Source organism: Yoonia sp. SDW83-1 (assembly GCF_046762885.1).
Lineage (GTDB): Bacteria > Pseudomonadota > Alphaproteobacteria > Rhodobacterales > Rhodobacteraceae > Yoonia.
On sequence record NZ_JBKQXO010000004.1, the window covers coordinates 195766 to 218810 of the forward strand.

The following is a 23045-nucleotide window of genomic DNA, read 5'->3' on the forward strand; positions in this document are numbered from 1 at the left end:
TAAGAAGGAAGGCGCTTATGTCCGCTCACGGCACCCCCATTCCCATGACATCCCGGCGCAGCGGTCCACTGAAAGGTGTGGCCAACGTGCCTGGTGACAAATCCATTTCGCACCGGTCGCTGATCCTTGGCGCGCTTAGCGTGGGTGAAACTCATATCACGGGCCTTTTGGAAGGTGAGGATGTGCTGGACACCGCCAAGGCCATGCGCGCCTTTGGCGCGACGGTGACCGATCATGGGGGTGGCGAATGGTCTGTGCATGGCGTGGGCGTTGGTGGGTTTGCCGAGCCTGATCAGGTGATTGATTGCGGGAATTCCGGCACCGGTGTGCGCCTGATTATGGGGGCCATGGCCACATCGCCGATTACAGTGACATTCACTGGCGATGCATCGCTGAACGGGCGGCCCATGGGCCGGGTCACGGACCCTTTGGCGCTGTTTGGCGCGCAGTCCGTGGGGCGCAGCGGGGGGCGGTTGCCGATGACAATTGTGGGCGCCGCTGATCCTGTGCCGGTCCGCTATGAGGTGCCTGTGCCATCGGCGCAGGTGAAATCGGCCGTCCTGCTGGCCGGTCTGAATGCCCCGGGTCAGACAGTTGTGATCGAAAAGGAAGCGACCCGCGATCATACCGAACGCATGCTACAGGGCTTTGGTGCTACATTGACCGTTGAGGAAACGGACGAAGGCCGAGTGATTACCCTTGATGGGCAGCCTGAATTGACGCCGCAGACTATTGTTGTTCCGCGTGATCCATCCTCAGCCGCGTTTCCGGTTTGTGCGGCGATTATCGTGCCGGGATCGGATGTGCTGGTTCCGAATATTGGGCTAAACCCCACACGTGCCGGCCTGTTCACGACCTTGCAGGAAATGGGCGCCGACCTGACTTACGAGAATATGCGCGAGGAAGGGGGCGAGCCTGTCGCCGATCTGCGCGCGAAATTCTCGCCCGATCTGAAAGGTATCGCTGTGCCGCCTGCACGGGCGGCCAGCATGATTGATGAATATCCTGTGTTGTCGGTGGTTGCGTCTTTTGCGACGGGCGTCACCGATATGCAGGGTGTCAAGGAACTGCGGGTCAAGGAAAGCGACCGGATCGATGCGATGGCCAAAGGTCTGCGCGCGGCCGGCGTCACCGTGGATGAAGGCCCCGATTGGTGGAAGGTCACCGGGCTGGGCCACGGCAATGTGCCGGGCGGGGCGACCGTGGCCAGCCAGCTGGATCATCGGATCGCCATGGCATTCATGGTCATGGGGATGGCGACGCAGAAGCCGATGTCGGTCGATGATGGTTCTCCGATTGCGACGTCGTTTCCGATATTCGAGGGGCTGATGGCGGAACTTGGCGCGCAAATCGTGCGGTCGAACGGCTAAGCGCCTGTTCGGGCAGGGCGTCCGCCCCCAGAAACGCAGCCACCGTTGGGCCGGGGCGGCGTCTGCGGCGCAACCATTCGAAAAGCTCACGCAGGACCACCCGCCGCCCCATGGCCGTGTACCAGCGCATCGCGTGCCGGATGTCGGGATGGGGGTGCAGGTAGCTACGATAGAGCGCTTTTGGCCGCGCCTGCAGGCAAATCTCGATCAGTTTGACCCAGAGGAACACGCGCCAGGCCGGGACGGCGGGTACCTCCATCACCTGATGCTTGTAATCCCAGTTGCGTTGATCGGGTTCGATCACACGCCGGTTCTTGACGGTCTGAAAGAAGGGTGTCCAGCGGTGCGGTGTGGCGTAGACCGACATCACCTGATCAGGATCGTATGAAAGCAAGTGCTTGAGAATCCGCCAGTAATCGCGGTCCGTTTCCTCTTCAAACCCCACGGCAAAGGTGCAGAGCCCAATGATCCCATTGGCACGGAGCAGTTCAATCGCCTGGCGGTCCTTGGCGCGGGTGCCGCCCTTTTTGACCGCCTCCAGCGTCGCCTCATCCGTGCCTTCAAGCCCCATCAGAAACCGGATGACGCCTGCCTTTTTGTAGAGATGCAGGATTTCCGCGTCGCGCACGATATCGTCTGCCCGGGTGCTGCCCACGATCTGGATATTGACGTCTTCGGCGATCAGCGCCTCAAGAAAGGCGCGCCATGCTTTGGGTGAGGTGGTCGGATTTTCGTCGGCTAGGTTGATCAGTTCGACCCCGTGCTGGCGGTGCAGCCAAGCGATTTCGGCGGCGAATTTCACCGGGTCGCGGTGCCGCCATTTGGTCCAGAACCCGCGCTGTCCGCAATAGGTGCACAGGTGTGGGCAACCGCGCGAGAATTGCATGATGACGGATCGTTTGCCGCCCCAGTAGCTGTGATCAGCAAAGTCGATCAGCTCCCACCCGATGCGGTTGCTGTCGAGATTGGCGATCATCGGGGCAGGGGGCGTGGCGTGAGGGCGCCCGTCGCGCCGGCAGGCAATACCGTTGATTTCATTCAGATTTCCGTCAAGGGCGGTGATCAGTTTCGGCGTTGTCGCCTCGCCCTCGCCGCGCACGATTATGTCGATGGCGGGGCATTCGTTCAGCACATCCTGCCAATGGTATGTGGGCCAGACGCCGCCATAGATGATGATCACGTCGGGCAGGCAGGCTTTGATCTCGTTTGCGAGTTGCACGACCGTTGGATGGGCCGAGGTCGAGCCGGAATGCCCGATCATGACCACATCCGGCGCGCTTTGGATTACCTTTGTCAGAATCTCCAGGTCCGGCATCGGGCCGATATCGGCATTGATCAGTTGCACCTTATGGCCTGCGTCGATCAACGGTCCGCCAATGCAAAGCAGTCCGAAGGGTGGCAGATTTTCGCGTGGAATGCGGCTGCCGATGGATGTATGCGGGGGGTGAAGAAGTGTGATGCGCATGGGGCGGCCCTTTTGATGGTTTTCCCTTAACTATCTGGCGGATCAGCAGTTTTTGATGAGGGTCCGATGATATTCACCGTGGCGATTGATGGGCCGGCAGCGGCGGGCAAGGGCACGATTTCCAAAGCGGTCGCCGCCCATTTCGGGTTTGCCCATCTGGATACTGGCCTGCTTTATCGCGCTGTCGGGGCCAAGGTACTGGCGGGGGGTGAGCCGGTCGCAGTGGCGCGCGCGCTTGATCCGGTCGATCTGGAGGACGACAGCCTGCGCACCCCGGCGGTCGCGCAAGCGGCGAGTGAGGTCGCCGTGATTGCCGATGTGCGCAGCGCGCTTGTTGATTTTCAACGGAAATTTGCTGCCCGCGATGGTGGTGCGGTGCTGGATGGCCGCGATATCGGGACGGTGATTTGTCCGGATGCGGCGGTGAAACTGTTTGTCACCGCCAGCGCGGAATGTAGGGCTGATCGGCGGTATAAAGAGCTATCAGGCAAGGGGTTGGACGTGACATCGGAACAGGTGCTGGCCGATGTCAGGGAACGCGATGCGCGCGACAGCAGCCGCGCGACGGCGCCCCTGATTGCCGCTGATGATGCGGTCATTATCGACACGTCAGACCTGACGATTGACGCTGCCGTGGCCCGTGCTGTGGCGGTTGTCGAGGCGGCAAAAAGGGCTGTCGGATAAGCGTCGGACTTGCGTCGGCAAAACGTCGGACCCCAACGCACGGTCCATGTTGCAAATTTTCACCAAAGCTTGCTTAGGCTGTTTTACGGCTGCAGGGCTATTATGCCTGAAAAGGAGTTTGCCCCATGATCCGCACCCTAGCCCTGATCGCCCTGATGATCCCCGCCAGCCTGCAAGCGCAGGACCGCGAGGCCGAGCCACATATGACCCTGCCGCGCATGGCCGAAATTGTCGCGGCACTTGACCCTGATGCGCGCGTCGCGGGGCCGGGATTTGAGTTCACGATTGATGATATCCCGGTTCTGATCGTGACGGATGTCAGGGCCAACCGGATGCGGGCGATGGTGCCGATCCGTTCGGCTGATGGCATGACACCGGAGGAAATGATGCGCGTGATGCAGGCGAATTTCGACAGTGCGCTGGATGCGCGCTATGCCATTGCCAATGGCCGGCTATGGGGCGTTTTCATCCATCCTTTTGCGGAACTGGAAAAGGATCAACTGATCTCTGGCCTGGCCCAGACGGTCAATGTCGCCAAGACCTATGGCACGCTTTACAGCGGTGGTGCTGCGCAGTTTGGCGCAGGAGATAGCGGTGACCTGCAGCGCCAGTTGATCGAAGAATTGCTGGAGCGGGGTCAGGACATCTAGCCCCCCGCCGCTACCCAAAGAGCCAGACATCACCCCCGGAAAACGAGCGACGCGGGTGGGCTGCCGGACACGCGACGACCATTTGGGGCTTTCCTTCAGTTGGCCGGACAGTAGGCTGGCGCTGAAAGGAGCCTGCGCATGGGGTTTGAGCTTGTCGATCTGGAACGCTGGCGGCGCGCGGATCAGTTCCGGTTTTTCCGTACCTATCAGAAACCGCATTACGCGGTTACGTCGCGGTTGGACGTGACCCATGTGATCGGGCGCAAGGCTGACGGGATTTCACCGTACCGGGCCTGCCTTTACGCGATCGGGGCCGGAATACATGCGGTGCCGGAGCTTTGCATGCGGTTTCGCGGGGATCAGGTTGTTCGGCATGATGGGGTTGAGCTGTCGATGACGGTGCCGACCACGGCGGGCAGTTTCAATTATGCCTACGTGCCCTATCAACCGGATTTTGATGCGTTTGATGCCAGGGCGGCCGCCCTCATTGCTGCGGCGGCAGAGGGTGGTGCGCTGGACGCCAATGCAGGCGCGCGCGACGATCTGGCTTATCTGTCTTGCATGCCGTGGCTGGATTATACATCGATCAACAACGCGCTGCCCGGACCGGATGACTGCATCCCGCGTGTCTCTTGGGGCAAGTTTGTTGATCAGGGCGGGCGCTGGGATATGGCGATGACGCTGGAGGTGCATCACGCCTTGGTCGATGGCCAGCAAGTCGGTGCCTATTTCGCCGCTGTGCAGACGGCGCTGGATCAGGTTTGAGGTTGCAGCCCTAGCGCACCCGCCAAGTCAAATCATCGTCTGAAGACGGTTTTATCGCCATTCCAATGGTTGCTGGGTGAAATTACCACGCCCTTTCAAACGCCTGATCAAACGATCTGACATTAGAAACACCTCTGATACGCCCGTTGCGATTCTGCGCGGGTGCTTTTCGAACGTTCCAGATTTATCAGAGGATCATCAATGATGACTATTTCAAAATTGTTAACGTCACGCTGCCTGATCAGCGCGGCGGCCATTTTGCTGCCCTTGCAGGCGGTGGCACAGGATGCCGACTGGTCGGGCGCATTTGTCGGGGCCAATATCGGCATCGGCATGATCGAGAGTGAAATTCACGATTTCGATGAAGAAGCCGCTTTTGGCTATTCCAGAAACGATGGGCCAGCCGGTGTGTCAAACCTGCAGGCTGGTTACAATTGGCAAAGCGGGAATTTGGTTTACGGCGCTGTCGTCAGTATCGGCACGACGTCTTTTGACGAAGAATTTGAAACTGATTTCTGCGAACCGGCAACACACCAGACGGCCGTCAACGCGTTGGGGTCTGTTCGGGGTCGCGTTGGCTTGGCCACTGGAAACACCCAGTTCTACGGAACGGCCGGTGTGGCGATCATCGATACCGATGAAACGCTGGCATGTGGCGACGTCGATTCCGACAGTGGGGTGGTTGATGACCCCTATGAAGCATTGGTTATGGGTTTTGGCGTTGAATCGATGATCGCGGACAATCTGTCGGTGAATGCTGAATACCTTTCCTACATGGCAGATGACCAGACAGTGGATGAGGTCGGCGAGGACGATGAGTTCGGCACATTCGGTATTCAGGCCGACACTGTCACCATTGGCGTGAACTACCACTTTTTCTGATCGGCCCCTGCTTTGACTGCATGGCTTGCCCATTCCGGCGGTCTGGCCCCGACGCGCGGGGTTCAGCCGCCATTAACTCCAAGAAGAAAGAAGGATAACGAAATGAAACTGATGAAATTGCTGCTGGCCGGGTCCGGCATTTTGATAATTGCCGCAGTGTCGGCCTATGCCGGGGGGCTGGCCGACGCGGTGGTCGAAACGCAGCCAATCGTCATGAGCCCTGACGAGCCGTCGGGCAGCGTACCAAGCTGGGTCATTCCCGTGGCCATCATTGCCGTGCTGGCCGGTGTTGCCGTGCTGTCAGGGGATGATGATGATAGTGCAGCGTCCTGACGACTGGGCTGAATTCCTCGTCAAGAGGGCTGCAAAAGGGGCGAGAATGCACCGCCCGCAACCGCGGCTTTTGATCGGGGTCTGCACGCGGCAGCGCAACGTGCTGCTGCGTCGCCTGATCGACAGTATCAGCGCCCAGCCCGCCCCGGCGGGCTATGACGTGGGAATTCTGGTGATCGACAACAATGATGATCCGGTGGCCCGCGATGCGCTGGTCGGCCTGTCGGGCCCGTTTCCGGTGACGGTGGTTCATGAACCCCGTGCCGGTCTGGTTCACGCGCGCAATCGTGCGCTGAATGAGGCTGCCGCGCGCGGTGCCGACTGGTTCATTGGTGTCGATGATGATGAATGGGTCGCGCAGGATTGGCTCGCCCGTTTCATCGACGGGATGGAGACTTTGGGCCGCTCGATCCTGATCGCGCCTTGCCGTTATGTCTATGATGACGGGCTTAGCCGCTTCTTGCAGCCGATCCAGTTGCCCAGCAAGCCGCGTGGCGCGCGACCGGTGGTGATGGCATCAAGCAATTTCGCGCTCCACTGTCGGGTCTTTGATCCTGCTTATGGCCCGGGCCTGCGCTTTCATCCCGCTTACAACGAAAGCGGCGGCGAGGATCTGGAGTTTTTCCTGCGTGCGGAACGTGCCTGTGGCTGGGTTCCGGCTGCACTGCCTGATGCGGTTGCATTTGAGGACTGGAAAGGACCCCGTGCGACACTGGGCTATCGCTTGCGGCGGTCGTGGCGCACGCAGCTAGCCGCCTTTCAGGTGGCCCGCCACCACCGCAGACTGGGTTTCACGAGCAGCGGGGGCGGACATGTCATGCGCATGTTCCTGCAACTGAACCGCCATGTTGTCTTTGGCGCAGCTAGTCTGATGGCCGGTCTTGCCCTGCTGTTGTTCTGGCCGCGCAAGGGGCGTCATCTGATTGGGGCCGGGCTGGAGCGTGGGGCGCGGGTTCTGGCGGTGCTGCCGTTCCTGCTGGGCCGCCTGCCAGTTGCCTATGGCCCGCGCGCCAGCGCGCAATAGCGGAGGTCAACACCCCCGACACTAAACATAGCCAGTCCCTTTTTTCCCAAACCGAGAATAAAACCCCCGGCTCGCGCGTCAGTGTCGTGAGCCGCACGAAACGCTGCGGCGCCATTTTGAAAGATAACGGATAAAACATGACACACACTTTTCGCACGCACGCCAGCCAACAGGCCACCTCGTTCACAGCAATCGCGCCGTCCCGCTTGGTATCGCCTCTTGCCCTGATGCTTGGTCTGCTGAGCTATCAGCCCGCGATGGCCCAACAGGTCATCGCCGATGGCGAGGTGGTGACTGATCCGATCGTGCTGAATACTGCTGGTGACAGTCTGACCATCGAGGCGGGCGGTAGCCTGATTGTCGATACGGACGATGGTGTAGAAGCAAACGGCATCCCTGGCTTGGACATCGACAATGCTGGCACGATTGATGTCACGGGCGTGAACAATTCAGGCATCGTCTCGGGCAGCAGCAACTCGACCATCACCAACAGCGGTTCACTGACGACCGACAGCAATGGCGGTTTTGGCATCATCGTTCAGACAGGGAGTGGTGCCGGAAACGTCGTTATCGAAAACAGTGGCAGCATCGATACAGTTGGTAGGGATGCGGACGGGATCCTCGGAAGCGGATCCAACTATCTTGTCGACAGCAGTGGTAGTGTGACGACATCGGGCGATCAGTCGAATGGTATTGACGTACGGGGCGCCAATGGGACAGCTATCAACAGCGGGTCAGTGTCCACATCCGGCGATACTTCGGTTGGGATATCCGCGAGTGGCGCCAACGCCGTTGTCGAAAATGACGGCAGCATTGAGACAGAGGGGCGTCTCTCGCACGGTATCTCGGCGCTCGGCAATGGCGCGAGCATCACCAATACCGATAGCATCTCAACTAATGGTGATATCGCCAAGGGCATTCGCGCGGAAGGCGACGATGCGGTGGTCACGAACGCAGCTGAGATCGTGACGACCGGCGAAGATAGCGATGGTATCGACGTCCGCGGCGACAATGCGCAGGTCACGAACACGGCTGACGGCGAGGTTATTACCGATGGTGATAATGCGGCCGGTCTATCTGTCATCGGGGATAATGCGGCGGTCGAGAATGCGGGCGTACTGGACACCATTGGTGTAGGCGCCGCCGGGATTTCGGTGACGGGTGCCGGGGCTACGATCACCAATGCTAATAGCATTCTGACCACCGGTGATCAGTCCGAGGGCATCATTGCCGAAGGCGACGACGCCGTTGTCATCAATGATCAGGCGATAGAGACGCAGGGCGCAGACAGTGATGGGATACGCGTCACTGGCGACAACGCGCAGGTTACGGCTGCGTTCGGCGGCAGCATCGACACCAGCGGGGACAACTCCGAAGGGATCAGCGTCACCGGCGACAACGCTGACATTGAGAATGACGGCATTTTGGAAACCGCTGGGACAGGATCAACCGGGATTGCGGTGACAGGCGCTGGCGCTGTGATCAGCAACAATGCGGATGGCTTCATTCAGACCGATGGTGACGAGGCGGACGGGATCGGCGTGGTCGGGACCGGTGCCACTGTCACAAACGATGCAGAGATCGAAACGTTCGGCGCGGATAGCGACGGGATTGCTGTCGTCGGGGATGGAAACACCGTCACCAACACTGGCAATATTCTGACCGACGCAGAGAACGCCGAGGGGATCAGCATCGCCAATGGCGGCGGCGTCATTCTCAATAGCGGCGATATCGAAACTTTCGGCGATAATGCCGAAGGGATCGCCATGATCGGCTTTTTCGAAACAAACGGCAGTATCGACAATACCGGTAGTGTCATAACGGACGGTGATAACGCCGCCGGGATACGTGTTATTGGCGGTGCGGTTGACGTGACCAACACCGGTGCGATTACCACAACTGGTGTTGCGGCCCGGGGCATTGATTTCACAAATGTCGGGGGCACTGGCACACAGGTCAACATTACCAATATAGGGGCCATTGCGACCGGCGGTGAAGACGGCATTGGTGCGGACAGCGACGGTATCTACTTTGAAGGCAATGATAGCGTCGTTGAAAACGCTGCTGATGCCAGCATCACAACCACGGGCGACGATTCACAGGGTATCGAGGTCATCGGCAACAACAACGACATCGACAATGACGGGACCATCACGACGGCGGGTGTCGGATCGACCGGTATTCTTGTCGATGGCGACGACGCTGACGTGGACAACGCCAACAGCATCCTGACCACCGGGTCTGACAGCAGCGGGATCAGCGTCATCGGCGACAGGGCCGATGTCAGGAACGACGAAGATGGCAGCATCGCCACGGAGGGGGAAGCATCGCACGGGATCGCTGTTGCCGGTGATGAGGGCAGCATCTTCAACGATGGCCAAATTACGACTTCAGGTGATGGGTCCAACGGCATCAATGTCGCAGGTAATCAATCCGGTGTTGAAAACGCAGGTGCGATCACGACAACCGGGACCGATGCCGCAGGCATTTCCCTGACGGCTGATGGTGAGGTTGATGAGGACATCGGCCTGACTGGTATCGTCATGAACGATGGCAATATCAGCACGGCTGGCACTGGCGCCGACGGGATCATTGCCGAAGGCGTCGCCATTGTCGTCTCCAACGATGCCACCATCGAGACGACAGGTGTTGATGCAAACGGGATCACGGTGAATGCCGATCTCGGCGGTGCGTTCAATGACGGTTCGATCACCACGGCGGCTGACGGCGCAAAAGGTATCTCGGTCACGGCGGGGCTGACCGAAGTGGAGGACTTTGACTTTACGGCAATCGTGCAGAACGAGGGCCTGATCAGCACGTCAGGTGCAGATGCCGATGGGATCCAGGTGACTGGTCTTGCTGCCATTGTGATAAACGAAAGCCAGATAGAGACGGCCGGCGCTGACAGCGACGGTATCAACGTCACGGCTAATGATGCGCAGATCTTGAATGATGCCGAGACGAGCATTGTTACAGAAGGCGACGGATCACGCGGTATTGTGCTGACCGGGAACAACGGTCAGATCAGCAACGAGGGTACAATCACCACGAGTGGCGCCAATGCCGAGGGCATTCTGGCCGATGGGTCCGGTCATACGGTCGACAGCCAGAACAGCATCACGACCAACGGTGAAAACAGTGACGGCATCCGGGCCACGGGCACGGCTGACATCACAAACAGCAGCGACATCATGGCCAATGGTGACAGCTCTGACGGCATCCAGGCCAATGGTGATGACTCCAGCATCACCAATACCGGTGTGATAGCGACATCAGGTGAAAACGGCGCTGGCGTGAACATGATCGGCGATCGCATTGAGCTGACTAATGACGGTGGTATCGCCACCAGCGGCGATTTCGCCACCGGCGTCGCAGCCACCGGTGAGGCAGCGGCGATTGTGAATAATAATGAAATCAACACGTCCGGCGACGGCTCTGCCGGGGTCAGCGCAACGGGTTTTCTGGCCGAAGTCATCAACAACGATCTGATTGCAACGACAGGTGAGACATCCGTCGGCATGATCGGGACCGGAGACGAGACGGCCCTGCGCAACATAGAGGGCGCTGTTATCGACACTGCCGGATCCGGTTCTCACGGTATTCAGCTTGACGGCTTCGCCAGCTCCGTGATCAACGGGGGCGATATCACCACGTCCGGTAACGCGGCGCACGGGATCGTCTCGCGAGGTGACGGCGCGGCCGTAACAAATGATGGGGCGATCACCGTCAATGCCAGTGCCTCCAACGGTATCCACAGCACCGGTGGCGGGGCGGGTATCACCAACGGTGGTACGATCCTGCTCGACATTGGGGTCGAGGATGAAGGTGCTGGCATCTTCTCGTCCGGTGTGGATGCGCTGATCCTCAATACTGGCACTATCTCGGACGATGGTGCAGACGGAAGCGGGCTGATTTCCACCGGCGAGAACGCTGTTATCGACAATACCGGCGTGATCAGCATTGCCGGTGGGACAAACACCACGGTTGTGGTGACCGGCGCCAGTAGCACGCTGACCAATGAGGGCGCGATCACGTCCGGGGCTGACATAACGGATGCGGTGGTTTTGGAAGGCGAAGGCACCACGTTCTTCAACACAGGTGTCGTGACCACGGCGGGCACAGGCCTGAATGCTGCGGTTCGCGGTGGTGCTGGCGCGCAATCAGTGACGATGTCGGAAGGCTCGCAATTCATCGGTATCTTCGATCTGGCCGGTGGTGAGGGCGACGCCTTTGCGCTTGAGCGGTTCGTCCTGCCCGAAGATATCTCCTGGCGGGTGTCCACCTTCGGGGTTGAGGAATTTGACATCGATGAGGCCTATAATGCCGAGCTTGTCACGTTCGAAGGCGACCAGATTGACGTGATGCGCATTGATAGCACGGCGACCTCGGTGCTGAACGAAGCGACAGGTGCGCTGACCGACAGCGCCCGGCGTGCGATCTTTGACAATGCCGGGTCGCCGGGGGTTTGGGCCGGTGTTATCGGGCAGACCCAAACCCATTCCGATGATGGATTTGCCCTTGCCTATTCGCAGGAATTTGCAGGTGTGCTGGCCGGATATGAAGGCACCGTTGGCGAGCGCGATGTTGGTTTCGTCTTTGGGGCGGCCAATAGCCAGATCACGACTGATGTCACTTCATCCAGTTTGGAGGGGGAGGCGTTCTTTGGCGGGGTCTACTACACCGTGCCGGGTACTGAAGGTAAATATACCCTGAACCTGCTGGCCGGAGCCCAAAGCCATGACAGCGAACGGCTGGTGCTGGATACGACAATTGTTGACGGGCTTGAAACTGCCACAGCGACGGTTGACAGCAGCTTTGTCAGCGCCGGGGTCAGTGCCACCGGGTTTGTCCAGCAGCTGGGCGCGTTCGAGTTGCGGCCATCGGCGTCGCTGAACTACACGCTGACGGCCTTCGACGCATATGAGGAAACCGGCACAACCGGGTCCAACCTGCGGGTGAAGAGCCGGATTGCCCAGACGCTCAGCGCGCGACACCAACTGGCGCTGGGCTATACCGCAGGTCGACTGGATGCAGAGTTCCGCGTCGGTCTGGACGGGCGACTGAGCAGCGAGGATGACTTTGACGCGCAGGTGGTCCAGTCAGCAGGCGGCGTGCCGAATATCAGCGACACGTTCTCTTTCGCGCCAACCGACAGCGAGACGTTCCTTGGCGGATTTGTCGGTGCCCGTGCCACATTTGCCGCGTCCGACCAGCTGACGCTGATTGGCGATGTGGAATATCTGGGTGGTCGCGACGCGGAAGAGGCGATTTCGGCCAGCCTGAGCATCAGCTTTTCCTTCTGAACATAGCCAACAACGGCACCGGCCACCATGTGGCCGGTGCTGCAACACAAATGATGATACCGGATTGGTATTTGCACCCGTGATGAGCAGCAAAAGACCACGCAGACCGCAAAGGATGATTAAGGGCAGCATGACGCAGGTCATCGCCCTCAGCCTCTCTGATCGGTCCGCTGTGTGGTCTGTGGTTTGCCGGGTCATAGAGCGGCCCGGACTTTTGGGCCCTCAGCAAGTCAAGATTCATAAGGCTATTGCCGCAGCGCTGGATGAATTGGCCAGCCCGCCGCGCCCGATCAATGCGTTGGGTTGGTCAGATTTCCAGGGCAGCGGACGCCGCGATGGCGTCCAGTTCGGGCTCACCCATCGGGCCGATCACGACATAGTCTGCGCCATCCGCGCTCCACGACACGAAATCAAAGCCGTTGATCGTCTGTTCGCGGAACTCTACCGGCGCATTGGGATCCTTGTTACTGCGCTGCAGGCACAAGGCGATGACCGTGCCATCCGGCTGCCTATACATCAGTTGCGCGACCGGTTTGCCATTGGCGACCAGCAGGCGGCCGCCTTCGAAGGTCAGGCCGAATTCGGTCAGATCAGGAATGGTAAAGCTGGCCCCGACCGTGTTGCCGAGCCAGGTTTCGATATGGTCAGCCTCGTCCGCGCCAACTTCGACCAGATGACGACCCTGGCTTGCATAGACGCCGTGGTAATCCGCGACAGCGGCCAGCCACCCGGCGGTCTGCGTCGGCGGGGTGGTTTGCCCTTTGACAACGTAACCCCCCACGCCGCCCAGCGCGAAAACCACAAGGCTCGCCGCCAGGGTGCCCCAGATCGGGCGACTTGGCGTATTGGCCGCAACGGGCCGTTCAGGGATCGGGGTGGCCTTGATTTGCTGGGCCAGATTAAAGGGCACTGGATCGTCCAGCATGGCCGCGAACTGTTCCTGCGCCATTGCATCGGCTTCCATCAGCGCATCAAGTTCGGCCTGCACATCAGGATCGCTGGCAATGCGTGCCTCGATTGCTTCAGCCTCGGTCGGGTCTAGCTCGCCGTCCAGATAGGCGCTGAGTTTTTGCGAAAGGTCTGTCATTGCGCCACACGCTCCCCCTCGGCCAAACTTGATACCAGCAACTTGCGTGCGCGGTGAATGCGACTCATCACCGTACCGATCGGAACGCCAAGCAAATCAGACGTTTCGCGATAGCTGTACCCTTCGGCACAGACCAGCATCAGCGGTTGGGCGAGGTCAGGATGCAGATCATTGACCTTGCCGCGTACCGTTTGTGCTGTGAGTACATCGTCCATGTTACTTTCAACCTGCAGCTCTACTGCATCTTCGGCGGGGACCTGTCCTTCTCCCTGCCTTACCTTGCGTTTACGTATCTCGGTGATCCATAGATTACGCAAAACGCGAAACATCCATCGGTCCAGTGGCTGCGATGGGTCGTATTGATGCCATTTCTGCAGGGCCGTGGTACAGGCGTCCTGCAACAGATCATCCGCATCGGGTTTGGATCGGGTCAGACTCAGCGCGAAACGGCGCAATCGCGGTAGCAGGCTGATCATGTCAGTCTTGAACTGGTCTGAGGTCATCGCCACCGCGCGCGCTGGTTTGGAAAGGACGTGTGAAATCAGTCCTATCATCAGCGATTTCGGCAAAAGTTTCAATGTATTACTTTCACCTGTTCGGCAATGGATTGCCGGTGCGATTGGCAGCGATGGGGCCGGCATGATGCCGGCCATCCGACCCGTTACCCTAATGTGCGATATGCCAGACACCACCGACACCGTCGCCATTTGTGTCACCCGGTGCTGTGTCGCCAACCCAGAAGTAAAGCGGTGCACCATCCTTGACCCATTGCTGCGTTCCATCGGCCCGGGTGATCACGGTCAGCCCATCTTCGGATGCAGGCTCACCTGCGGTCGCCAGATAGGGTGGCCAGTTCAGGGCACAATTGTCATCGCAGTTCGAAACGCCCGGCGCATCCTTGTCGAATATGTAGAGGGTCATGCCGTTTGCAGCCGTCAACGGGGCATCTGCACTGACGGGCGTGGCTGTGTCGTCGTACCCATAATAGGATTGTGCATAAGCCTCACCACAACCTGCGGCAAGAAATCCAAGGGCAATCGCGGCGGTCAGTTTCATGTCTAAGCTCCTGTTTTCATTGAACAGAACAGCTATTCATGCCGCTCTTGTAATGTTTACGCCTCAGAGCTTGGATTTATTCTGACCCGTCGCGTTTTTTTTGGTGTGCCCTTTGATTTCTTGCACGTTTCAGCTGTGTTCGCGCAAAAACTGCCTGATCTCGCTCATGCAAGTTTGCCAGGCCGGATCAGTGCCAAGAATGATGTGGCTGTTGCTTTCCAGGGTCACAAGGCGGGCATTGGGAATGCTGGCGGCCAGTTCCCGGCCATGATCGAGCGGAATGCGCTGATCGCCCCGGGCATGCAGGACAAGTGTTGGCGCTTTGACATGGGGCAGCAGGTGCCTGACGTCGATTGAACCGAACGCTTCTTGAAACCGCACCGCGTTGTCGGGCGATGTCGTCTGGCGCTGAAAATCGTCGAACCAGGCCAGGCTGTCGGCATCTGCATCGGGCATGAAGGTCTGGGAAAAGATATGCCGATAGGCGGGGTTGGCCGTTCCCCAACCATGTCGGGTCAGGGTCAGGACCGCCTCGCGCTGTTCGCGTTCTTCGGCAGACATGCCGATCTGCCAACCACTGGCATAGCCGCCGATCAGGATCAGCGCCGAGACCCGTTCAGGATGCCGAACCGCATATTCGATGGACACCGCGCAGCCCTGCGACATCCCCAGCAGCGGAAACCGCCCCAGCGACTGGCTGTCCACCACCGTTTCAAGATCATGCAGGAAAGCATCGAAGCTGATGTCAGGCACATCCCAGTCCGACAGTCCGTTACCCCGTTCATCGTACCGGATAAAGGTGTGGTCGGTCGCCAGCGCCCGGAACGTGTCCCCCCAGATCGGGCTTTGCCAATCCAGTTCCAGATGGTTCAGCCAATTGGCTGTCTTGACAAGGGGTGGCCCCGATCCGACCTTGGCATAGGCAATCCTGACCCCGTCTTCGGCCTTGCAAAAACCGATGGTCTGGCGATGTCGGCAGGATGTGTCGGCAGGCTGGATCGGGTCATTGACGGGCCGCCAGTCACGGGCATCCGGACCCATAAGGGCCATATAGCGGACGCGCACCGCTGACGCCTCATCCTTGCGGCCAACCGCGGACAGTTTCTGCCACAGGGCGTGCGGACCGTCATGAGAGAAGGGCTCAAGACCGCACCAGAGCCGCAACCATTTGATCGCCTCTGCATCTGCAACGTCCGTGGTAGAGGCCAGCCTTTTGATGATGCTGCCACGGATACTTTGCAGTTCTTCGCGTTCGCCGAAAAGCCAGGCCTGGAAATCTTCCGACCGCGGCAAATCGAGGCTGGCGAGCGGTCTTTGCGACAGCAAATTGGCGGCCCGACGCAGGTCGTCCGTGGACGGATCGGGGTGGTGATGGGTGGCGCGGACGAAATTCACATCCAGCGCGACACCGGTCATGTCCAGCTCAACACTGTCGCGGTTCGCCATCAGCGGCGATGACCCGTTATGCCGCAGCAGAGCACGCAATTTGCTCAGCGACCAGCGCAGGGCGCCGCGCGGATCATTGGTGGTGTCAAAAAACAGCTCACACAGGTGCTCACGGCGATGCGCCCGCCCTGTCATCGCCAGATAGGCCAGAAGGGCGCGGGTTTTGCGTGATGATGTGGGGGGAATGTCGACGCCTCCGCGCCGAAGCTTCACCTCCCCAAGGACACTGATCTCAACTGGGTATTGGTAATGCATTGACACATCCTTGCGGCAGGTCTGCGCCGCCGACGGCGTCGCATGGTCTGGAGTAAGGTCCCAAAGCTGGCGTGGCCCGTCATAATGGCGCGGCGTGTGTGGAAAAGCGTAGGTCATGATCGCGCCCCGACGGTTGTGAAAGTCCTGACTTGTATTGGCCGGTTGGTGTCGGGTGACGTGATCTGCAATCTGAGTTTCATTAAAAAAATTCCCTTTGTCATATGGCTTTCACAAAGGGTTACGTATGGGCAGTCAAACTTATTCCCGCTTTGAGCAAAAAAACCTGTGGCGCAACCCCTCGGCCGGGCTGGCCGGCCCATTCCGCGCAATTCCAACGGCGTTTCACCGCAATTACCACGATGCTTCACACGTTGGCTGCAACGCTGGTCGGCTAGGTCAGAGTTTATGCGGCAGTTGCGGTTTTGCGCAGCGCCGCCGCTGAGGAATGACCTGAACGCAACAATTTTGGCTTGCCCTATTTTGCTGAGCCGCCGCACCAGCCTGAGCCGCCGGCACCGGGCTCAATCACCATTCACGGGACAAGGCGGCGGCTCTGCAAAGCAGGCGGATAAGGAAAGAGAGAACGAGATGACAGAAGAGCTGCAATACAGCCTGATCGTTGGACAGGCCGCGCAGGATCAGGGACGGATCTGGTCATCTGATGCGCAGCTCTTGCGTGAGTTTGGCACGCAATATGCCGACAATACTGACCACGCTGGCGATCTGGTGCTGCTGGCACCCTGCGGCCGAGCGATGGAACGGTTCGACATCTGGACAAGGCAATGGCGGGACGAAGGGTAAGCGGGTTTATCCGTGTGCGTCTGGTCGCGCTTTCGAATGCCATGTGACTGAACAGTTCTTGCGTGGCAATGGCTTTGACCTCCGCGGCCTGACGGCAAAAACGATCCTGCAGGCCGTTTCGCAGACGCCGTAATCCCCCTTGCATTACAGGCGCAACCCCCCTATACGCCGCCCTGTTGAAGCGTCGAGACAGGCGCGGACTTGAGACTTGAGCGGGGTCGGTAGCATACCGGCCCTGTTGTTTTATGTTCCGCGAATGACGCCAGACCAAACTGCAATCTGAAAGACCGGCGGAGACAACCGCGCGGCCCGTATAAACCAAACGTTAGGAAATCGACGCCACATGGCAAACACAATGGAAGAGTTTGAAGCACTCTTGAACGAAAGCTTCGAAATGGACACGCCCGCTGAAGGGTCTGTTGTCAAAGGCAAGGTGATCGCAATCGAAGCGGGCCAGGCCATCATCGATGTCGGCTACAAGATGGAAGGCCGCGTTGATATCAAAGAATTTGCAAATCCCGGGGAAGAGGCTGAAATCGCCGTTGGTGACACTGTCGAAGTGTTCCTGCGTCAGGTTGAAAATGCTCGCGGTGAGGCTGTTATCTCGCGCGAGATGGCCCGCCGTGAGGAAGCATGGGATCGTCTGGAAAAAGCCTATGCTGACGAAGAGCGTGTCGATGGCGCGATCTTTGGCCGCGTAAAAGGTGGTTTCACCGTGGACCTTGGCGGCGCGGTTGCGTTCCTGCCCGGCTCTCAGGTTGATGTGCGCCCCGTGCGCGACGCAGGCCCGCTGATGGGTCTCAAGCAGCCGTTCCAGATCCTGAAAATGGACCGTCGCCGTGGCAACATCGTTGTGTCCCGTCGTGCTATCCTTGAAGAATCCCGTGCCGAACAGCGCGCCGAAGTCATCGGCAACCTGACCGAAGGCCAGGAAGTTGACGGCGTCGTCAAGAACATCACCGAATACGGTGCGTTCGTTGATCTGGGCGGTGTTGACGGCCTGCTGCACGTCACCGACATGGCATGGCGCCGGGTCAACCACCCGTCCGAGATCCTGTCGATCGGTGAAACGATCAAGGTGCAGGTCATCAAGATCAACAAGGAAACCCACCGCATCAGCCTTGGCATGAAGCAGCTGCAGGATGATCCGTGGGATGCGGTCGAGCAGAAATTCGGCCTCGGTTCGGTGCATCAGGGTCGTGTCACCAACATTACCGATTACGGTGCATTTGTTGAGCTGGAAGCCGGTGTTGAAGGTCTGGTTCACGTGTCCGAGATGTCCTGGACCAAGAAGAACGTGCACCCCGGCAAGATCGTGTCGACCTCTCAGGAAGTCGAAGTCATGGTGCTGGAAATCGACTCAGCGAAGCGTCGCGTTTCCCTTGGCCTCAAGCAGACACAGCGCAACCCATGGGAAGTCTTTGCCGAGACCCATCCTGAGGGCACCGAGGTTGAAGGCGAGGTCAAGAACATCACCGAATTCGGTCTGTTCATCGGTCTTGAAGGCGATATCGACGGCATGGTTCACCTGTCCGACCTGACATGGGAAGGCCGCGGCGAAGACGTCATCGGTGATTTCCGCAAGGGTGACGTGGTCAAGGCCAAGGTTGCCGAAGTGGATGTTGAGAAGGAGCGTATCTCGCTGTCCATCAAGGCGCTTGACGGCGATCCGTTTGCTGAAGCCGTTGGCGGCGTGAAGCGCGGTTCGATCATCACGGTTGAAGTGACCAAGATCGAAGATGGCGGTATCGAGGTCGACTATGAAGGTGCGAAATCCTTTATACGTCGTTCCGATCTATCCCGTGACCGTGCCGAGCAGCGCCCAGAGCGTTTCGGCGTCGGTGACAAGGTTGACGTGCGCGTGACCAACATCGACAGCAAGACCCGCAAGCTGGGTCTGTCGATCAAGGCCCGCGAGATCGCCGAAGAAAAGGAAGCGGTTGAGCAGTATGGTTCATCTGATTCCGGTGCGTCACTGGGTGATATCCTCGGTGCGGCGCTGAAGGGCGACGAATAAGTCCAGACCTTTTGGTCGCAAAATTTGCCCCGTCGCAGGACACTGCGGCGGGGTTTTTTCTTGCAAAAATCTTCGAAGACTTTTGCCAAGACTATTTGAATAGTCTTGGTTGCGCTTCTGCCGATGGGTATTGGCGCTCTTAGATCTGGTTCCCAAGCCTTGGCACATCGATCACGATTTCGGTGCTGATCAGCCCATCCGCCCCCAGAAGCGCCCGGTGATCTTGCCCGCGCAGGATCGCGGTGATCCGGTGCTGTCCGGGTGGCAGTCTGCCGATATCAATGACAGGCTGGTAGGCGGCGGCGATCTTGACACCGTCCCGGATAATATGGGCGTGACCAATGGGCAGCGCGTCGGCATCAGGGACGCAGAGTTCGACGAACTGGAACGCCCGTGTGTCAAGTTGCAGAACCCAGTTGCCCGATGGCTCTTGCCGGGCCGTCATGCTGACCTGCGGGGTGGGCAGGTCAGTGGGCAAGGACAGAAAGACCGCGCGGGGGGCCGTGTGGTTGTTATTGTAGGAGGGTGCCCCTACCGCGAGGCTGGCCAGAAGGCCTGCGACGATGGCGATGGGGGTGATCCGTGATAATGTGTTGCGTTTCATGCTGTAACCCTCCGAAATTCTGTGGGGCCGCTGATGCTGGCTGGCAGGGTCCGCCCCGCCAGCGCAAAGATCAGCATGGTGCCGTAGAGATTGGCGTGGAACAGCGGCGTTTCGCCCAAGACCACCGCCAGGAACGTGATGGCCCCGATGATGACCAGTGACACGGGCCGGATCAGTCGCCCCGCGATCAAGAGCGCGCCGCAGATGATCTCGACCCCTGTCATGATCAGGGCGATCACCGGATAGGACAGGCCGAATGTGGGCATCTCACCATGCTGCAGGATCGCGATCAGCAGCGTGGGCTGGGTCAGTTTGTAGACCACCGCCAGGTAGACGAAACCGCCGCCAACCAATATCTGGGCCAGCCGCCAGATCGCCTGCCTGATGGCGGGCCGTGCTGTCAGGCGGGTCGACAGACCTGTGATCTGATCCAACGCCCATGGTCCGCCACCCACAAGGATCAGCACCAGTGCAGGGGCTGCGAAATGCGGGGCGTAGGCCATGAATTTGGACCCGAAGACTACCAAACCGATGCCGACCAGCCCGATCAGGACAGCGCCGATGACGCGTGTGAACAACCCGGCGGCCAGCAGGATGGCGATGCCGATTTGCAGAGGCACCAGCAAGTCCCAACCCGGTACCAGCGACAATTGCATGTCGGGCACCAGAAGCGTGGGCTGCGTCCACATGGCCGTGCCATGCCGGGGCAGTCCGCCTGTGGCTGCCAGTGCCAGCATAATGGCCAGACCCAGCCGCAGCACGAGGGGGCCGACGGTGAAGGCAGCGGTTTGCAGGGCCGGTTCCAGCCGTGCCTCAATCGGTTGGACTTGTTCTTCGACAAAAAGTGCAGCTATGGTGGCGATGCAGCCAATGACGGCTGCCAAACCCAGCACGAGATAACTGGTGAAGATGGCAGGGATCGGTTCCATCGCCAGTGCTACAATTTCGTCTGGGGTCAGAAGCCAGGCCTCGTGAGCGTTCGCGGATGTGGCAAATGTGATTGCGCCGAAAGATATGGATGCCGTGCGTATGGCCGCACGGGGCGTACGTATGGACAACATGATTTTTTCTCCAGAATCTGGAAAGTGAATTAAAACTAAAATGTATTTTCTTAAACGAATGCGGGTGCTTAGACCCGCGTCTTGTGATCGTATGGTTTTGCCGCCGCGCCAGATGTCGGTTTAATAATGTGTCTGTGCAGAGGTCGGGTCGTCGTAAAATAGTCGTTCTGAATGCACCCAACATACACATGCTGCAGGGCAGCATGTAGTCAGGAAGTCCTTACTTTAAAGAAGATGAGGCCGGATGGCTTTGACCGATGGCAGGCGCCGCCTAAGAAAGGCCTTCGCAAAAGGTGATAATCCGTGTGCAGGCCTCTTTCAGCGCGTCGTCTGAGGTTGCGTAGCTGACCCGGAAGTTCGGCGAGAGGCCGAAGGCTGCCCCAAAAACGACGGCGACACCCGTTTCTTCCAGAAGTGCCGTGGCGAAGACCTCATCATTGTCGATCAACGTGCCTGCTGCAGAGGTTTTGCCGATACAGCCCGCAATGGACGGGTAGACATAGAACGCGCCTTCGGGTTTGGGGCAGACGATACCCGGGGCCTGATTGAGCATGTCGACGACCAGGTCCCGGCGTCTTTCGAACAGTTTATTGTTGGGTTTGAGGAAGTCTTGCGTGCCGTTCAAGGCCTCGACGGCCGCATATTGACTGACCGAGCAGGGGTTAGAGGTGGATTGCGACTGGACCTTGCGCATCGCCTTGATCAGGTGTTCGGGTCCACCCGCATAGCCGATCCGCCAGCCGGTCATGGCATAGGCCTTGGAGACTCCATTGACAGTCAGGGTCCGGTCATAGAGGCCCGGTTCGACCTGTGCGGGTGTGCAGAATTTGAAATTGCCGTAAGCCAGATGTTCGTACATGTCGTCCGTCATCACCCAGACATGCGGATGACGCATCAGGACGTCGGTCAGTTCCTTGAGTTCTGACCAAGAATAGCCAGCCCCGGTCGGGTTTGAGGGTGAGTTGAACAGGAACCATTTTGTTTTGGGGGTGATGGCGGCCTCAAGCTGGGCCGCGGTAATCTTGAAATTCGCCTCCAGCGTGGCCTCGACCGGGACGGGGCTGCCGCCTGCCAGCAGGACCATATCTGGGTAGCTGACCCAATAGGGGGCGGGGATGATGACCTCGTCACCGGGATTGAGGGTGGCCATGAAGGCGTTATAGAGCACCTGCTTGCCGCCCGTGCCCACCGTGATCTGGGCCGGGGTGTAGTCCAGCGCGTTGTCGCGTTTGAACTTGGCGCAGATCGCTTCTTTCAACTCCGGTATGCCGTCGACGGCGGTGTATTTCGTCTTGCCCTCTGCAATGGCCTTAACAGCCGCATCCTTGATGTTTTGCGGCGTGTCAAAATCAGGCTCACCCGCGCCTAGGCCGATCACGTCGCGCCCCGCGGCTTTCAGTTCGGCCGCCTTTGTGGTGACGGCAATTGTCGGGGACGGTTTGACGCGGTCGAGTGTCGCAGAAAGAAAGGTCATCGGGGCATCCGGTGGTAAGTTTGTGCTGCATGTGACATAGGACGCGCGAGCAATTAAACGCAAGGGTGGCATGATGACAGACGATACAGGCTGGTTTAGCGAAGAGGCCGCAACATTCGGGGATCGTCTGGCGGGTGCCCGCGAGGCGGCGGGCTTGAACCAAGAGACGCTGGCGGCCAAGATCGGCGTGAAACCATCGGTGATCGTCGGCTGGGAGAATGACCTGAAAGAGCCGCGGGCGAACCGGTTGCAGATGTTGTCGGGCATCCTTGGCGTGTCGTTGAGCTGGCTTTTGACCGGGCAGGGTGAGGGCCCCGACGCCCCTGACGATGCCGCCCCAGTGTCAACTGATCTGCTGGATCTGCTGGCCGAAATGCGCCTACTCCGCGCGCAGATGGTCGGGTCGGGCGAAAAGCTGGGCCAGCTGGAAAAGCGTTTGCGTGCAGCGTTGAAAGAACAGGCATGACAGAAACCCGCGAGGCGATGATCAAACGGCTGCGGATGCGGTCGATGCGGCGGGGGATCAAGGAAATGGATTTGATCCTGTCCGCCTTTGCCGACGCGCATCTGGCATCAATGTCTGAGATCGAGCTGGCACAGTATGATCAGCTATTGGCTGAAAATGACCATGATATTTATGGCTGGATCGGTGGCCAGTTTGCTGTGCCTGACACCTACGCCGATCTGATTGGGCGCATTGCCCACGGTGCCCACGGCGTGACCAGACCGGCATGATTTTCAGGTAAGTAATTTCAATTTTATCGTTTA

At 59.1% G+C, this 23045-nt stretch carries 19 protein-coding genes and 1 pseudogene; 12 read left to right on the forward strand and 8 right to left on the reverse strand.

Annotated features, from left to right (window positions below):
- The first annotated feature begins 17 nt into the window (after positions 1-17).
- Positions 18-1370, forward strand: a complete 1353-nt coding sequence (gene aroA / locus ACFWW4_RS06960; RefSeq protein WP_411890173.1) for a 3-phosphoshikimate 1-carboxyvinyltransferase — start codon at positions 18-20, stop codon at positions 1368-1370.
- A gap of 112 nt (positions 1371-1482) precedes the next feature.
- Here the strand turns inward: aroA and bchE are convergent.
- Positions 1483-2835: pseudogene (gene bchE / locus ACFWW4_RS06965) on the reverse strand (magnesium-protoporphyrin IX monomethyl ester anaerobic oxidative cyclase); the annotation flags it as partial.
- Between the two features lie 66 nt (positions 2836-2901).
- Here bchE and ACFWW4_RS06970 point away from each other — a divergent pair.
- The 7 genes from ACFWW4_RS06970 (at position 2902) to ACFWW4_RS07000 (ending at position 12476) form a co-directional block, all read left to right on the forward strand.
- Positions 2902-3519, forward strand: coding sequence for a (d)CMP kinase (locus ACFWW4_RS06970; protein ID WP_411890174.1), 618 nt, complete (start codon positions 2902-2904; stop codon positions 3517-3519).
- A gap of 125 nt (positions 3520-3644) precedes the next feature.
- Complete coding sequence (locus ACFWW4_RS06975; protein WP_411890175.1) at positions 3645-4169, forward strand: hypothetical protein; 525 nt, start codon at positions 3645-3647, stop codon at positions 4167-4169.
- A 138-nt stretch (positions 4170-4307) separates the two neighbouring features.
- On the forward strand, positions 4308-4934 hold the full coding sequence (locus ACFWW4_RS06980) for a CatA-like O-acetyltransferase (RefSeq protein WP_411890176.1): 627 nt from the start codon (positions 4308-4310) through the stop codon (positions 4932-4934).
- A 204-nt stretch (positions 4935-5138) separates the two neighbouring features.
- On the forward strand, positions 5139-5816 hold the full coding sequence (locus ACFWW4_RS06985) for an outer membrane protein (protein ID WP_411890177.1): 678 nt from the start codon (positions 5139-5141) through the stop codon (positions 5814-5816).
- A gap of 102 nt (positions 5817-5918) precedes the next feature.
- On the forward strand, positions 5919-6149 hold the full coding sequence (locus tag ACFWW4_RS06990) for a hypothetical protein (protein ID WP_411890178.1): 231 nt from the start codon (positions 5919-5921) through the stop codon (positions 6147-6149).
- A gap of 46 nt (positions 6150-6195) precedes the next feature.
- The gene (locus tag ACFWW4_RS06995) at positions 6196-7173 is read left to right on the forward strand and encodes a glycosyltransferase family 2 protein (protein ID WP_411890179.1); all 978 of its coding nucleotides are present in this window, start codon (positions 6196-6198) and stop codon (positions 7171-7173) included.
- 137 nt (positions 7174-7310) lie between these two features.
- Positions 7311-12476 (forward strand): beta strand repeat-containing protein, encoded by a 5166-nt coding sequence (locus tag ACFWW4_RS07000; RefSeq protein WP_411890180.1) that lies wholly within the window; start codon positions 7311-7313, stop codon positions 12474-12476.
- A 307-nt stretch (positions 12477-12783) separates the two neighbouring features.
- Here ACFWW4_RS07000 and ACFWW4_RS07005 read toward each other — a convergent pair whose 3' ends face one another.
- The 4 genes from ACFWW4_RS07005 to ACFWW4_RS07020 all read right to left on the reverse strand — a co-directional run bounded on the left by ACFWW4_RS07005 (position 12784) and on the right by ACFWW4_RS07020 (position 16437).
- Positions 12784-13563 carry an anti-sigma factor family protein gene (locus tag ACFWW4_RS07005; RefSeq protein ID WP_411890181.1) on the reverse strand — a complete coding sequence of 260 codons (780 nt, stop codon included), beginning with the start codon at positions 13561-13563 and terminating at the stop codon, positions 12784-12786.
- Positions 13560-14117: an RNA polymerase sigma factor gene (locus ACFWW4_RS07010; RefSeq protein WP_411890182.1), complete on the reverse strand. Its 558-nt coding sequence runs from the start codon at positions 14115-14117 to the stop codon at positions 13560-13562. The genes ACFWW4_RS07005 and ACFWW4_RS07010 overlap by 4 nt, the downstream gene beginning before the upstream one ends.
- Before the next feature lie 112 nt (positions 14118-14229).
- The gene (locus ACFWW4_RS07015) at positions 14230-14619 is read right to left on the reverse strand and encodes a hypothetical protein (protein ID WP_411890183.1); all 390 of its coding nucleotides are present in this window, start codon (positions 14617-14619) and stop codon (positions 14230-14232) included.
- 129 nt (positions 14620-14748) lie between these two features.
- Positions 14749-16437: an alpha/beta fold hydrolase gene (locus ACFWW4_RS07020; protein ID WP_411890184.1), complete on the reverse strand. Its 1689-nt coding sequence runs from the start codon at positions 16435-16437 to the stop codon at positions 14749-14751.
- Between the two features lie 471 nt (positions 16438-16908).
- On the opposite strand from ACFWW4_RS07020, the gene ACFWW4_RS07025 reads away from it, so the two are divergent.
- The gene (locus tag ACFWW4_RS07025; protein WP_411890185.1) at positions 16909-17121 is read left to right on the forward strand and encodes a hypothetical protein; all 213 of its coding nucleotides are present in this window, start codon (positions 16909-16911) and stop codon (positions 17119-17121) included.
- 343 nt (positions 17122-17464) lie between these two features.
- Positions 17465-19138 carry a 30S ribosomal protein S1 gene (gene rpsA / locus ACFWW4_RS07030; protein WP_393930673.1) on the forward strand — a complete coding sequence of 558 codons (1674 nt, stop codon included), beginning with the start codon at positions 17465-17467 and terminating at the stop codon, positions 19136-19138.
- A gap of 139 nt (positions 19139-19277) precedes the next feature.
- Here the strand turns inward: rpsA and ACFWW4_RS07035 are convergent, their stop codons facing one another.
- The 3 genes from ACFWW4_RS07035 to ACFWW4_RS07045 all read right to left on the reverse strand — a co-directional run bounded on the left by ACFWW4_RS07035 (position 19278) and on the right by ACFWW4_RS07045 (position 22277).
- Positions 19278-19742, reverse strand: coding sequence for a hypothetical protein (locus ACFWW4_RS07035; RefSeq protein WP_411890186.1), 465 nt, complete (start codon positions 19740-19742; stop codon positions 19278-19280).
- On the reverse strand, positions 19739-20803 hold the full coding sequence (locus tag ACFWW4_RS07040) for a hypothetical protein (protein WP_411890187.1): 1065 nt from the start codon (positions 20801-20803) through the stop codon (positions 19739-19741). Before ACFWW4_RS07040 ends, ACFWW4_RS07035 begins: the two co-directional genes overlap by 4 nt.
- A 271-nt stretch (positions 20804-21074) precedes the next feature.
- Positions 21075-22277: a pyridoxal phosphate-dependent aminotransferase gene (locus tag ACFWW4_RS07045; RefSeq protein ID WP_411890188.1), complete on the reverse strand. Its 1203-nt coding sequence runs from the start codon at positions 22275-22277 to the stop codon at positions 21075-21077.
- A 70-nt stretch (positions 22278-22347) separates the two neighbouring features.
- Between ACFWW4_RS07045 and ACFWW4_RS07050 the strand changes: the two genes are divergently transcribed.
- Positions 22348-22743, forward strand: a complete 396-nt coding sequence (locus ACFWW4_RS07050) for a multiprotein-bridging factor 1 family protein (protein ID WP_393930681.1) — start codon at positions 22348-22350, stop codon at positions 22741-22743.
- On the forward strand, positions 22740-23012 hold the full coding sequence (locus ACFWW4_RS07055) for a succinate dehydrogenase assembly factor 2 (protein ID WP_411890189.1): 273 nt from the start codon (positions 22740-22742) through the stop codon (positions 23010-23012). The genes ACFWW4_RS07050 and ACFWW4_RS07055 overlap by 4 nt, the downstream gene beginning before the upstream one ends.
- Positions 23013-23045: the final 33 nt, after the last annotated feature.

Excerpts from the sequence above, each read along its gene's own strand:
- aroA (WP_411890173.1), top strand. The coding sequence starts at position 18 with ATGTCCGCTCACGGCACCCCCATTCCCATGACATCCCGGCGCAGCGGT.
- ACFWW4_RS07015 (WP_411890183.1), bottom strand. The coding sequence starts at position 14,619 with ATGAAACTGACCGCCGCGATTGCCCTTGGATTTCTTGCCGCAGGTTGT.
- ACFWW4_RS06980 (WP_411890176.1), top strand. The coding sequence starts at position 4,308 with ATGGGGTTTGAGCTTGTCGATCTGGAACGCTGGCGGCGCGCGGATCAG.
- ACFWW4_RS06975 (WP_411890175.1), top strand. The coding sequence starts at position 3,645 with ATGATCCGCACCCTAGCCCTGATCGCCCTGATGATCCCCGCCAGCCTG.
- rpsA (WP_393930673.1), top strand. The coding sequence starts at position 17,465 with ATGGCAAACACAATGGAAGAGTTTGAAGCACTCTTGAACGAAAGCTTC.
- ACFWW4_RS07040 (WP_411890187.1), bottom strand. The coding sequence starts at position 20,803 with ATGTTGTCCATACGTACGCCCCGTGCGGCCATACGCACGGCATCCATA.
- ACFWW4_RS07010 (WP_411890182.1), bottom strand. The coding sequence starts at position 14,117 with ATGATAGGACTGATTTCACACGTCCTTTCCAAACCAGCGCGCGCGGTG.
- ACFWW4_RS07035 (WP_411890186.1), bottom strand. The coding sequence starts at position 19,742 with ATGAAACGCAACACATTATCACGGATCACCCCCATCGCCATCGTCGCA.
- ACFWW4_RS07055 (WP_411890189.1), top strand. The coding sequence starts at position 22,740 with ATGACAGAAACCCGCGAGGCGATGATCAAACGGCTGCGGATGCGGTCG.
- ACFWW4_RS07000 (WP_411890180.1), top strand. The coding sequence starts at position 7,311 with ATGACACACACTTTTCGCACGCACGCCAGCCAACAGGCCACCTCGTTC.
- ACFWW4_RS07045 (WP_411890188.1), bottom strand. The coding sequence starts at position 22,277 with ATGACCTTTCTTTCTGCGACACTCGACCGCGTCAAACCGTCCCCGACA.
- ACFWW4_RS06990 (WP_411890178.1), top strand. The coding sequence starts at position 5,919 with ATGAAACTGATGAAATTGCTGCTGGCCGGGTCCGGCATTTTGATAATT.
- ACFWW4_RS07005 (WP_411890181.1), bottom strand. The coding sequence starts at position 13,563 with ATGACAGACCTTTCGCAAAAACTCAGCGCCTATCTGGACGGCGAGCTA.
- ACFWW4_RS06985 (WP_411890177.1), top strand. The coding sequence starts at position 5,139 with ATGACTATTTCAAAATTGTTAACGTCACGCTGCCTGATCAGCGCGGCG.
- ACFWW4_RS07025 (WP_411890185.1), top strand. The coding sequence starts at position 16,909 with ATGACAGAAGAGCTGCAATACAGCCTGATCGTTGGACAGGCCGCGCAG.
- ACFWW4_RS07020 (WP_411890184.1), bottom strand. The coding sequence starts at position 16,437 with ATGACCTACGCTTTTCCACACACGCCGCGCCATTATGACGGGCCACGC.
- ACFWW4_RS07050 (WP_393930681.1), top strand. The coding sequence starts at position 22,348 with ATGATGACAGACGATACAGGCTGGTTTAGCGAAGAGGCCGCAACATTC.
- ACFWW4_RS06995 (WP_411890179.1), top strand. The coding sequence starts at position 6,196 with ATGCACCGCCCGCAACCGCGGCTTTTGATCGGGGTCTGCACGCGGCAG.
- ACFWW4_RS06970 (WP_411890174.1), top strand. The coding sequence starts at position 2,902 with ATGATATTCACCGTGGCGATTGATGGGCCGGCAGCGGCGGGCAAGGGC.